Source organism: Nocardioides montaniterrae, from assembly GCF_054782655.1.
Genome location: NZ_BAAGSB010000001.1, coordinates 574,164 through 585,630, shown reverse-complemented (window position 1 = coordinate 585,630; position 11,467 = coordinate 574,164). Strand labels below are relative to the sequence as shown.

Here is an 11,467-nt window from a genome sequence, read left to right as displayed (position 1 = left end):
CCTGACCTGCTGGCGCAGCCGCTCAGCGCTCGGCCACCTCGAGCTCGGCCGGCACGATGCTCGACAGCGCGGTACGGCACGCGGTGATGGGCGGCGCGGCGGCCAGGGGCGCGCGGGTGGAGGTGAAGACCTCGCGGCGCGGGTCACCGGGAAGGTCGATCCAGCGGACGTGCGGCGGCCGCCGCACGCACATCAGCTCGGGCAGGATCACCACCGCGTTGCCCGACTCGACCAGGGCGATGTGCGCCTCGAGGTCGTCGGTCTCGAAACGCACCTGGGGCTCGAAGCCCGCGTCCCGGCAGACGTGCTCCACCCACGCGCGCGACGCGGCACCCCGAGGCTCCATCGCCCAGGGTGCCTCCGCCGCGCTGGACAGGTCGGTGATCCGGTCCCACTGCTCGCCGGTCGGTGGCACGGCGAGCCGGAGGCGGTCGCGGGTCAGCGGAACGCGGTCGAGGTCAGGGTGCAGGGGAGCGGGGTGGTGGGGGTACTGCTGCGCGATGACCAGGTCGAGGCCGCCCGACCGCGACCGCGCCTCGAGCAGCGCCTCCTCGGGCAGCCGCTGCGACATCGTGACGTCCAGACGAGGGTGGTCGGCGGCCAGTGTCGCCAGCAGCTGGGGCATGAACGCCAGCGCGGCCGACTGGAACGCGGCGACGTGCACCGTGCCGACGACCTCGTCGGCCGACCGGGCGAGGCTCGCCTCCGCCTCGTCGATCAGCGCCAGGATGCGGTCGGCGTACTCCGCCAGCAGGATGCCCGCCGGCGTCAGCTCGACCCGGCGGCCGGCCTTGCGCAGCAGTGGCACCTTCGCCTCCTGCTCCAGCACGGACAGCTGCTGCGAGACCGACGAGGGGCTCTGGTGCAGCACCTCGGCGACCGCGGCGAGCGTGCCGTGCACCGACAGCTCGCGGAGCAGCTTGAGGCGGCGTACGTCGAGCATCACCGCTCCTCTCCGCTGGCGCTGATCATGAAGTAAAGATGACGATAACTCGTCAGAAAACAACGCTTTACGTTACCTGTTCGGCGGGTCGACGATCGATGCATGACCGCCGACCCAGCCCTCCACCCGACCGACCTGCTCGCCGAGGTCGAGGCACAGGTCCGGGAGTGGCTCGTCGTCGCCGCCGAGCAGCCGGTGCACGCGTCCGCCCAGCGGCTGGCCGACGTGCTGAAGGACCCGCACGGCCTGGAGTTCACGGTCGGATTCGTGGACCGCGTCGTGCGTCCCGAGGACGTCCACGTGGCTGCGCGAGCGCTGCGCGAGCTGGTGCCGCTGGCCCCGTCGTTCCTGCCGTGGCACCTCAAGCTCGGGCTCCGCCTCGGAGCGCTGGTGTCGGTGTTCGCGCCGTGGCTCGTCGTGCCGGTGGCGCGACTGGCTCTTCGCCGGATGGTCGGCCACCTGCTCATCGACGCCCGACCCGCCAAGCTCGGCGCGCAGGTCGCCCGGCTGCGCGAGCGCGGCGTACGCCTCAACATCAACCTGCTCGGCGAGGCGGTGCTCGGGGAGGCCGAGGCCAACCGCCGGTACGACGGCACCCGGGCTCTGCTCGAGCGACCGGACGTCGACTACGTCTCGATCAAGGTCTCCTCGCCGGTCGCACCGCACTCGCCGTGGTCCTACGACCAGGCCGTCGAGCACGTCGTCGACCGCCTCCTGCCGCTCTACCGGTACGCCGCGCAGGAGTCCGCCGCCGGCCGCCGCAAGTTCATCAACCTCGACATGGAGGAGTACCACGACCTCGACATCACCATCGAGGTCTTCCAGCGGATCCTCGACCGCGAGGAGATGCTCGGTCTCGAGGCCGGCATCGTCCTGCAGGCCTACCTGCCCGACGCCATGGGCGCCATGGTCCGGCTCCAGGAGTGGTCGGCTGCGCGCCGCGCCCGGGGAGCTGCGCCGATCAAGGTGCGCCTGGTCAAGGGGGCGAACCTGCCGATGGAGCGCGTACAGGCCTCGCTGTTCGGCTGGCCGTTGGCGACGTGGGGCTCCAAGCAGGAGTCGGACACGGCGTACAAGTCGGTCCTCGGCTACGCCCTGACGCCCGAGCGGATCGCGAACGTGCGCATCGGAGTCGCGGGCCACAACCTCTTCGACGTCGCCTACGCCTGGGTGCTCGCCGGGCATCGCGGCGTGCGCGACGGCATCGAGCACGAGATGCTGCTCGGCATGGCCGAGGGCCAGGCGGAGGCCGTACGCCGCACCGTCGGCAACCTGCTGCTCTACGTGCCGGTCGTGCACCCCAAGGACTTCGACGTCGCCATCGCCTACCTCGTGCGCCGGCTCGAGGAGGGCGCCAGCCAGGACAACTTCATGTCGGCGGTCTTCGAGATCCACCACGACTCCGCGCTGTTCGCCCGCGAGCGCCAGCGCTTCCTCGACTCGCTGGCGCACGTCGACGAGTCGGCGGTCCCGCCGGCGAACCGCACGCAGGATCGCCGCCGCCCCGTCCCGGCGCAGCCCTTGTCGCACTTCGAGAGCTGCCCCGACACGGACCCGTCGCTGCCCGGCAACCGCGCCTGGGGCCGCGACATCATCGCCCGGATGGCCGCCTCGACCGTCGGTGAGGACCTGGTGCGCGAGCACTCCGTCGACACCGTCGCCCGGGTCGAGCAGATCGTCGACGAGACCGCCGCGGCCGGCGCGACCTGGGGTGCCAGGCCGGCGGCCGAGCGAGCGACGATCCTGCGTGCGGCCGCCGTCGAGCTCGAGCGGCGCCGTGGCCTGCTCCTCGAGGTCGCCGGCTCGGAGTGCGGCAAGACCCTGGACCAGGGCGACCCCGAGATCTCCGAGGCGATCGACTTCCTCAACTACTACGCCGACCGTGCGGAGGAGCTGGAGCAGGTCGACGGTGCGAGCGCCGTCCCGGTGCGGCTGACCGTCGTCGTACCTCCGTGGAACTTCCCGATCGCCATCCCCGCCGGTGGCGTCGCGGCGGGCCTGGCGGCCGGCTCCGCGGTCATCATCAAGCCCGCGCCGCAGGCGCGACGGTGCGGCTCGGTCATGGTCGACGCGCTCTGGGCGGCCGGGGTGCCGCGCGACGTCCTGCGCCTGGTGCACCTGCCCGAGGACGAGGTCGGCCGCGCGCTCATCGCCTCGCCGGAGGTCGACCGGCTGATCCTCACCGGCGCCTTCGAGACCGCCGAGCTGTTCCGGTCGTTCCGCCCCGACCTGCCGCTGCTCGCGGAGACGTCGGGCAAGAACTCGATGATCATCACCCCCGACGCCGACCTCGACCTGGCGGTCAAGGACCTCGTCTACTCGGCCTTCGGCCACGCCGGCCAGAAGTGCTCGGCCGCGTCACTGGGCATCCTGGTCGGCTCGGTCGCCGGCTCGCGCCGCTTCCGCGACCAGCTCGTCGACGCGGTGACCTCGCTCAAGGTGGGTCTCCCGTCCGACCCGACCACCCAGGTCGGCCCGCTCATCGAGCCGGCGTCCGGCAAGCTGCTGCGGGCCCTGACGACGCTCGGCCCGGGGGAGCGGTGGCTGGTCGAGCCGCGCCGGCTCGACACCGAGGGTCGGCTGTGGACGCCCGGCGTCAAGACCGGCGTACGCCGGGGCAGCGAGTTCCACCTGACGGAGTACTTCGGTCCCGTGCTCGGCCTGATCGAGGCCGACACCCTGGACGAGGCGATCGAGATCCAGAACCAGACCGACTACGGCCTCACCGCCGGCCTGCACTCGCTGGAGCGCGCCGACATCGAGACCTGGCTCGACGGGGTCGAGGCGGGCAACGCGTACGTCAACCGCACCACCGTCGGCGCGATCGTGCAGCGCCAGCCTTTCGGCGGCTGGAAGAAGTCGGCCGTTGGCGCCGGCACCAAGGCGGGCGGCCCGAGCTACCTGATCGGGCTGAGCGACTGGGCTCCCGCGCAGGCGACCGCGACCGCTCCACTGGGGCGCGCGGCTCGCGACCTGCTGGCCGGAGCGCAGCGCGTGGGCCTGGACCACGACGGCTTCCTCTCCCGTGCGCTCGCCTCGGACGCCCTCGCCTGGCAGGAGGAGATCGGCACGGCCAAGGACGTCTGCGGCCTCCTCGCCGAGCGGAACGTGCTGCGGTACCGACCGGTCCCGGTCACCGTGCGGGTCGAGGCCGAGCTCCCCGAGGAGGTCGTCCGCGTGGTCGCGGCGGGCGTCGTGTGCGGCTCGTCCGTCACGGTGTCGCTGGGCGTGGACCTGGCGCCCGAGGTGGAGGCGCTCCTCGCCAGGGCAGGCGCGACCGTCGTACGCCAGGACGCCGCGGTGTGGGCCGCGCTCCTGCGCAGCGACGCGGCTCCTGCCCGGGTGCGGTTGATCGGTGTCTCCCGCGCGGACCTCGCCGCCGCCAGCGGTGGCCGGCCCGACGTCGCGGCGTACGACCACCCCGTCCTGGAGGCCGGCCGCATCGAGCTGCTGCCCTTCGTGCGCGAGCAGGCCGTCGCCGTCACCGCCCATCGCTTCGGTACGCCGACGCCGCTGGCCGACCACCTCGGCTGACCGCTGCCCGGGACCCTTCGCCGCGACGTGATGCCGCGTCGACTTCGCGGCAGGGGACGCGATGGCAAGGGTGCCATGATCACCGAGACCGGTGCCCCGGCCACTGCTGGCCAAAAGCCAAGCAGCCCCTCCCGCCGGCGTTTCCGCTGGCGGGAGGGGCTTGTCACCTGGTCGGGCTGACAGGATTTGAACCTGCGGCCTCCTCGTCCCGAACGAGGCGCGCTACCAAACTGCGCCACAGCCCGAAGCAACGAGCGGCAGCCTACCGGAGCGGTCGCAGCGACCAATAATCGGCTAGGACGTCAGCGTCAGCAGGGTCGCCTCGGGCCGGCAGGCCATGCGGATCCGGGTGTAGGGGCTGGTGCCGAGACCGGCGGAGACGTGCAGCCACGACGAGCCCGGGTCGCCCGGCGAGGAGTCCGCGGGGTGGCGGTGCAGGCCGCGCGCGCGGGCGGGCTCGAGGTCGCAGTTGGTGGCGAGTGCGCGCCCGCCCGGCAGGCAGACCTGCCCCCCGTGGGTGTGGCCGGCGATGATCGCGTCGTACCCGTCGGCGGCGAACTGGTCGAGCACCCGGAGGTACGGCGCGTGCGCCACACCGAGCCGCACGTCGGCGTCAGCAGGGGCGGGACCCGCGACAGCGGAGAGGTCGTCGTACCCGAGGTGCGGGTCGTCGACCCCGGCGAACGCGAACCGCGTCTCGCCGACGCTCAGCGACCCCAGCGAGTTGGTCAGGTCGAGCCAGCCCGAGGAGGTGAACCGCCGCGACAGCGATCGCCAGTCCAGCTGGGGCACGTTCGTCCGGCGCTGGCCGTCGTCGGGCATCAGGTAGCCGAGCGGGTTGCGCATCCGCGGCTCGAAGTAGTCGTTGGAGCCGTGCACGAAGACGCCGGGTACGTCGAGCAGCGGCCCGAACGCGTCGAGCACCTTCGGCACCGCCATCTGGTGGGCCAGGTTGTCGCCGGTGTCGATGACCAGATCGGGCTCGAGCGACGCGAGCGAGCGGATCCACTGCTGCTTGCGGGTCTGTCCCGGCGTCATGTGGATGTCGCTGAGGTGCAGCACCCGCAGCGGCCTCATCCCGGCGGGCAGCATCGCCACGGTGACCTCGCGCAGCGTGTACTGACGGGCCTCCCAGGCGGCGTACGCCGTGAGCGTGGCGCCGCTGACGGCACCCGCACCGAGGCCGGCTCCGATCACGCGGGTCAAACGCATTCGGCAAGGCTGACACACGTGGGGGAGACTTCGCACATGAGCACCCTCAAGGACCGTCTCCGTACCGACCTGACCACCGCGATGAAGGCCCGCGACGAGGTGCGCTCCTCCACGATCCGGATGCTGCTGACCGCGATCACCAACGCCGAGGTCGCCGGCAAGGTCGCCAAGGAGCTGACCGACGACGAGATCATCGGCGTCCTCTCCACCGAGGCCAAGAAGCGCCGCGAGGCCGCGACCGCGTTCGACGACGCCGGCCACACGGACCGCGGTGACAAGGAGCGCGCCGAGGGCGCGGTCATCACCGACTACCTGCCCCAGCAGCTCACCGAGGACGAGATCGTCGCCCTCGTCGCGGCCGCGATCGACCAGCTCGGCGTCGCGGGCGAGGGCCCGCGCGCCATGGGCAAGGTGATGGGCGTCGTTACGCCTCAGGTCAAGGGCAAGGCCGACGGATCGTTCGTCGCCGGCGAGGTACGTCGCCAGCTCGGAGCCTGACCGACCCGCGGCACGTCCTCAGTGGCCGTGCCCGTGGCCGTGGCCCGGGGGACCGGAGGTGCCGCCACCTCCGCCGCCGCCTCCGCCACCACCGTGGGACTTGTGGCCGCCACCGCCGCTGTGGTGGGTCGGCGGCGGTGGGGGCGCGACCGGGCCGCCGTGTGCGCTCGAGGTGAAGATGTAGACCGTCTCGCCGTCGGCACCCATGCTGGCCAGCGCGACCGAGCCGTAGGGCTGCGAGGAGTCGATGACGCCCGCGAGGTACGGCGTGAAGCCGGCGGCCCTGACCGCGGCCTCGGCGTGCTTGACCGACTGACCCACCACACCGGGCACGCCGGACTGGTCGGGCGCCATCGGCGGGGCGTCGAACGGGACGCTCTTGAGCATCCCCTCGACCGGCTTCAAGGCAGCCGCCCACATCGGGCCGGCGACGGTCGAGCCGTGCGCGGGGCCGTAGTAGGTGCCCGCCAGCGTGTACGGGACCTGCATCGGGTGACCGGCGCTGTTGATGCCCGCCACCATCGAGGAGACGGAGACCTGCGGCGTGAAGCCGTTGAACCAGACCGCCTTGTTGTCCTGGGAGGTACCGGTCTTCGCGGCCGACGGCACGTTCAGCGCCAGCCCCGCGTCACCGCCGAAGCCACCCGGCTGCTGGACCTTGGAGAGCACGGCGCTGATCGAGTCGGCGGCGTACTGCGTCATCACGCGGTCGCACTGGGTCGGGTACTTCTTCACGACCTGGCCGTTGCCGTCCAGGATCGCGGAGACCGGGTGAGGCTTGCAGTAGATGCCGCCGGACGCGGCGGTGGCGTACGCCGACGCCATCGTCAACGGGTTCGCGTCGGCGACACCGAGGGTGAAGGTCGGCACCTCGTTGGCCGGCGTCAGGCCCACGCCCATCGCCTTGGCGAGCTGGTAGGGCTTGCACAGGCCGGTGCGCTTCTCGAGCTGGGCGAAGTAGGTGTTCACCGACTGCGGGCCGCCGGTGAACATGTCCATCGTCATGTTGGTCGCCGACGTCGAGTTCGACGGGTGCCAGTCCTCGATGTTGTCGTACAGGTGCTTGCAGGTGCGGAACTCGTTCTGCTTCACGAACAGCTGGTTGGGTGCGTAGAAGCTGGTCGAGGTCGGCAGGCCTTCCTCGAGGGCCGCGGCCATGACGAAGAACTTGAACGTCGAGCCGGGCTGGAACCCCGCGGAGTGGCCGTACGCCGGCGGCACGGCGTAGTTGAGGAACGTCTCGCCGTGCTTGGAGTCGGCGCCCATCGGACGTGACTGCGCCAGCGCCCAGACGTCGCCGGTGCCGGGCTCGACCTCGGCGATCGCGCCGATCGCGGAGTCGTTCTTGCTGACCCGGCTCCTGGCGGCCTGGTCGGCCCAGTGGGCGAACGGCGCGCGCATCGTGGTCTGGATGGTGAGGCCGCCGCCCCACAGCACGCGCTGGCGCTCCTTCTTGGTGCGGCCGAGCGCCGGGTCCTTCATGAGGTAGGCGAGCACGTAGTCGCAGAAGAACGGTGCTGCGGAGTTCACGCAGCCGTTGGGCGAGGGCTGGACGTGCAGGCGCAGCCCCTTCTTCTCGGCGCGGTCGGCCTCGGTGTACGAGACGGCGCCGAGCTGGGCCATCCGGTTGAGGACGACGTTGCGACGCTCGATCGCGCCCTTGACGTTGTTGGTCGGGTTCAGCGCCTCCGGGCTGCGGACCAGGCCGGCGAGCAGTGCCGCCTGCCCGAGCTTGAGGTCCTTGGCGTTGACCCCGAAGAAGTGCTGGGCGGCGGCCTGGATGCCGTAGGCACCGTCGCCGAAGTAGACCGTGTTGAGGTACTGCTGGAGGATCCAGTCCTTGCTGTGCAGCTGCTCGAGCGCGATCGCGTAGCGCAGCTCGCGGAACTTGCGCGCGAACGTGTCGGTGGTCGCGGCCAGCTGCTCGGCCCGGGTGTCGGCCTGGTTGACCAGGGTCTGCTTGACCAGCTGCTGGGTGATCGAGGAGCCGCCCTGGACCACGCCGCCCTCGGCCTGGTTGGTGAACAGGGCGCGGAGCGTGCCCTTCACGTCGAGCGCGCCGTGCTGGTAGAAGCGGTAGTCCTCGATGGCGACGATGGCCTTGACCATCGTGCGGGAGATCTGGTCGAGGCGGACGTTGACCCGGTTCTGGTCGTAGAGCGTGGCGATCGGGGCGCCGGAGCGGTCGACGATCTCGGTGCGCTGCGGGAGCGCCTCGGTGGACAGCTCCTTGGGAAGCGTCTCCGCACCGTTCGCGAGGTGCTTGGCGGTGTAGCCGGCGATGCCGGCGAACGGGATGACCAGGCCGGACACCACCACGCCGAGGAGCGCGGCCACGGCCAGCATCACTCCGACGTGTGATGCCACCTTGCGCTTGGGGAGTCCGTCGAAGCGGGGACCAGACATGGGCAAAGGGTACGGGACCTTCGGAAAGTGTCCGCTTTCCGATCGGCTAGTCCTATGTGACTAGACAATTTGATCCGCATTCGTCCTGTGCAGAAGACGCATTTCGCCTACCTTGAACCTGCGAGTCTGGTACCGAAGCACTGTGGGGGTGCAGCCCGGACTCGAGAGTTGGGGACGCATTTTCCATGTGGGTAGAAGATTGGGCGCTCAGCGCCGCTTGTCAGAACGGCCAGGCCGACGCGCTCTTCGTGCGCGGAGCCGAGCAGAACAAGGCCAAGACCGTGTGCTCCGGTTGTCCCGTGCGCACCGAGTGCCTCGCTGAGGCGCTCGACAACCAGATCGAGTGGGGTGTCTGGGGCGGGATGACGGAGCGTGAGCGGCGAGCGCTGCTGCGTCGCCGCCCGAACGCGTCGTGGCGCAACCTGCTCGAGTCGGCCCGCAACGCCGGCGTCAAGGCGCCTGCCTGACCTTCGCTGGCCGAGTAGCGGCGGCTTCTCGTCGTTGGTCGAGTAGCGGCGAGCGCTAGCGAGCCGCGTATCGAGACCACTGTGGTTTCGATACGGCCTTGCCTAGCGGCTCGGCCTACTCAACCACCGAGATACGGCTCAACCACCGAGCAGGTCGCCGACGCGACGCAGGCCGTCGAGGTCGTGCACGTCCCCGGCGAGGGCCGGCACGATCGCCGTCGGCACCTGCGGGTGCGTGCGGGCGAAGCTCTCGCGCAGCGTCGACTCGCGCTCGGTCATCCGGACGTGGTCGGCGTGCAGCCGCAGCAGTGCTGCCGTCACCGACGCATCGGCGTCACCCTCGGCGAGACGATCGGCGGCCGCGACGGCACCGTTCGCGCTCAGGCGACCGGGCGGCGTCGGCGTACACCTGTTGACGACCAGGCCGGCCAGCGGCATGCGGTCCTCGCTGAGGCGATCGACGAAGTACGCCGCCTCGCGCAGCGCGTCGGGCTCCGGTGCCGCGACGACGAGGAACGCCGTGCCCTCGGCCTGGAGCAGCGCGTAGGTCTGCTGCGCCCGCTGGCGGAAGCCACCGAAGACGGTGTCGAGCGCGGAGACGAAGGTCTGCAGGTCCGTGAGGAAGCCGGCGCCGAGGATCTTGTTCAGCGCGCCGGTGATGAGGCTGAATCCCGCACTCATCAGCTTGGCCGGGCCGCGGGCGGGCGCCAGCAGCAGCCGGACGAACTTGCCGTCCAGGAAGCTGGAGAGCCGTTCGGGGGCGTCGAGGAAGTCCAGCGCGGAGCGGCTCGGCGGGGTGTCCACGACGATCAGGTCGTAGGTGCCGTCGCCGAGGACCTTGTCGCGGTGGAGCTGTCCGAGCTTCTCCATCGCCATGTACTCCTGCGTGCCCGCGAACGAGCTCGACAGCGCTATGTAGAACGGGTTGGCCAGGATCTGCTTGGCCTTCTCCGGGCTCGCCTGGGACTCCACGACCTCGTCGAAGGTCCGCTTCATGTCCAGCATCATCGCGTCGAGGGAGCCCGATGGTCTCGATACGCCACCTCGTTCCTCGGCGGCTACTCGATCACCGAGGTCGACGGGCCGAGGGGTGTTGTCGAGCGCCTCGATCCCCATCGACTGGGCCAGCCGACGGGCGGGGTCGATGGTGAGCACGACGACCTTGCGGCCGCGCTCGGCGGCGCGCAGCGCGAGGGCTGCCGAGGTGGTGGTCTTGCCGACGCCGCCGGAGCCGCAGCAGACGATGATCCCGGTCCTGGGGTCGTCGATCAGGGCGTCGACATCGAGAGCGGGGGCGGGGCCGGTGGGCGTCTGGGCGGGGCCCACGCGGGAGCGCGACCGGGCGGCGCTCATGCCATGCCCTGCGCGCGGAGGAGACCGGCCAGCTCGTAGAGCGCGCCGAGGTCGACGCCGCCGGCCAGGTGCGGCAGCTCGTACGTCGGAACGCCCATCTCGGCCACCACGGCTCGCTGGGCGTCCTCGAGGGCGCGGCGCTCGGCGTGGTCACGTGCCTCGGTCAGCAGCCCGCCGACCAGGTCGTCGTCGACGGTGAGCCCGGCCGAGGTCAGGTCCGCCTCGATCCGGCCGCGGTCGAGCGTGCCCGCGCGGGCGGCCTCGAGGTCGTCGCTGGTGAGGTCCTGCGGGCGGACCCGGTTCACGATCACGCCGCCGACCGGGAGGTTGACCTCGCGCAGCTCGCGGATGCCGTCGGCGGTTTCCTGGACCGGCATCTCCTCGAGCACGGTGACCAGGTGGACCGCCGTACGGGGCGAGCGGAAGAGCGTCATCATCGTGTCTGCCTGGCTGCGGATCGGGCCGACCTTGGCCAAGCCGGCGAGCTCGTTGCTGACGTTGAGGAACTGCGTGATCCGGCCGGTGGGCGGGGCATCGAGCACGACGGCGTCGTACTGGATCGCGCCCTTGTTGCGGCTGTTGCGCTGGACGGCCTCGTAGACCTTGCCGGTCAGCAGCACGTCGCGGACGCCCGGCGCGATCGTCGTGGCGAACTCGACGACGCCGAAGCGGTCGAGCGCGCGGCCTGCGCGGCCGAGGCGGTAGTACATGGCGAGGTACTCCAGCAGGGCGGCCTCCGCCTCGATGTGCAGGGCGTGAACCGTCCCGCGTGCGGATCCTGAGCCCGTCGACGAAGGACCCGGCAGGCCGGTGGCCAGCCGGCGCTCGGCGTACGGCAGCGGGTCGACGTCGAACATCCGGGCGATGCCCTGGCGGCCCTCGACCTCGCAGAGGAGCACGTTCTTGCCCTCGGTCGCGAGGGCGAGCGCGAGGGCGGAGGCGACCGTCGACTTGCCGGTGCCGCCCTTGCCGGTGACGACGTGCAGACGCACCCGACTCCAATCGCTCACGCGGGCAGCCTAGTGGTGCTGGCCCCGCGCGTGGGCGTGAGTAG

8 protein-coding genes and 1 tRNA gene are annotated in these 11,467 nt (G+C 71.3%); 3 read left to right on the top strand and 6 right to left on the bottom strand.

Going from position 1 to position 11,467, the window contains the following annotated elements:
* Positions 1-22: 22 nt before the first annotated feature.
* Positions 23-943 carry a LysR substrate-binding domain-containing protein gene (locus ACYVJ3_RS03110; protein ID WP_460851021.1) on the bottom strand — a complete coding sequence of 307 codons (921 nt, stop codon included), beginning with the start codon at positions 941-943 and terminating at the stop codon, positions 23-25.
* Positions 944-1,045: 102 nt separating this feature from the next.
* Here ACYVJ3_RS03110 and ACYVJ3_RS03105 point away from each other — a divergent pair, with 102 nt between their 5' ends.
* Positions 1,046-4,477 carry a proline dehydrogenase family protein gene (locus ACYVJ3_RS03105; RefSeq protein ID WP_460851020.1) on the top strand — a complete coding sequence of 1,144 codons (3,432 nt, stop codon included), beginning with the start codon at positions 1,046-1,048 and terminating at the stop codon, positions 4,475-4,477.
* A gap of 168 nt (positions 4,478-4,645) precedes the next feature.
* Here ACYVJ3_RS03105 and ACYVJ3_RS03100 read toward each other — a convergent pair.
* A tRNA-Pro gene (locus ACYVJ3_RS03100) sits at positions 4,646-4,722 on the bottom strand.
* Between the two features lie 49 nt (positions 4,723-4,771).
* On the bottom strand, positions 4,772-5,689 hold the full coding sequence (locus tag ACYVJ3_RS03095; RefSeq protein ID WP_460851019.1) for a metallophosphoesterase: 918 nt from the start codon (positions 5,687-5,689) through the stop codon (positions 4,772-4,774).
* A gap of 36 nt (positions 5,690-5,725) precedes the next feature.
* On the opposite strand from ACYVJ3_RS03095, the gene ACYVJ3_RS03090 reads away from it, so the two are divergent.
* Entirely contained in the window at positions 5,726-6,187 is a 462-nt protein-coding gene (locus ACYVJ3_RS03090) for a GatB/YqeY domain-containing protein (RefSeq protein ID WP_460851018.1), read from the top strand.
* Positions 6,188-6,205: 18 nt separating this feature from the next.
* Here ACYVJ3_RS03090 and ACYVJ3_RS03085 read toward each other — a convergent pair whose 3' ends face one another.
* Positions 6,206-8,593 carry a transglycosylase domain-containing protein gene (locus ACYVJ3_RS03085; protein ID WP_460851017.1) on the bottom strand — a complete coding sequence of 796 codons (2,388 nt, stop codon included), beginning with the start codon at positions 8,591-8,593 and terminating at the stop codon, positions 6,206-6,208.
* A gap of 185 nt (positions 8,594-8,778) precedes the next feature.
* Here ACYVJ3_RS03085 and ACYVJ3_RS03080 point away from each other — a divergent pair, with 185 nt between their 5' ends.
* Positions 8,779-9,060, top strand: a complete 282-nt coding sequence (locus tag ACYVJ3_RS03080) for a WhiB family transcriptional regulator (protein ID WP_460851016.1) — start codon at positions 8,779-8,781, stop codon at positions 9,058-9,060.
* A gap of 138 nt (positions 9,061-9,198) precedes the next feature.
* Here ACYVJ3_RS03080 and ACYVJ3_RS03075 read toward each other — a convergent pair whose 3' ends face one another.
* Together ACYVJ3_RS03075 and ACYVJ3_RS03070 are read right to left on the bottom strand one after the other, a co-directional pair.
* On the bottom strand, positions 9,199-10,413 hold the full coding sequence (locus ACYVJ3_RS03075; RefSeq protein WP_460851015.1) for an ArsA family ATPase: 1,215 nt from the start codon (positions 10,411-10,413) through the stop codon (positions 9,199-9,201).
* A complete protein-coding gene (locus tag ACYVJ3_RS03070; protein ID WP_460851014.1) occupies positions 10,410-11,423 on the bottom strand; it encodes an ArsA-related P-loop ATPase in 1,014 nt (337 codons plus the stop codon). The genes ACYVJ3_RS03075 and ACYVJ3_RS03070 overlap by 4 nt, the downstream gene beginning before the upstream one ends.
* Positions 11,424-11,467: the final 44 nt, after the last annotated feature.

Coding starts and splice junctions, on each gene's coding strand:
- ACYVJ3_RS03110 (WP_460851021.1), bottom strand. CDS start 943: ATGCTCGACGTACGCCGCCTCAAGCTGCTCCGCGAGCTGTCGGTGCAC.
- ACYVJ3_RS03090 (WP_460851018.1), top strand. CDS start 5,726: ATGAGCACCCTCAAGGACCGTCTCCGTACCGACCTGACCACCGCGATG.
- ACYVJ3_RS03095 (WP_460851019.1), bottom strand. CDS start 5,689: ATGCGTTTGACCCGCGTGATCGGAGCCGGCCTCGGTGCGGGTGCCGTC.
- ACYVJ3_RS03075 (WP_460851015.1), bottom strand. CDS start 10,413: ATGAGCGCCGCCCGGTCGCGCTCCCGCGTGGGCCCCGCCCAGACGCCC.
- ACYVJ3_RS03085 (WP_460851017.1), bottom strand. CDS start 8,593: ATGTCTGGTCCCCGCTTCGACGGACTCCCCAAGCGCAAGGTGGCATCA.
- ACYVJ3_RS03080 (WP_460851016.1), top strand. CDS start 8,779: ATGTGGGTAGAAGATTGGGCGCTCAGCGCCGCTTGTCAGAACGGCCAG.
- ACYVJ3_RS03105 (WP_460851020.1), top strand. CDS start 1,046: ATGACCGCCGACCCAGCCCTCCACCCGACCGACCTGCTCGCCGAGGTC.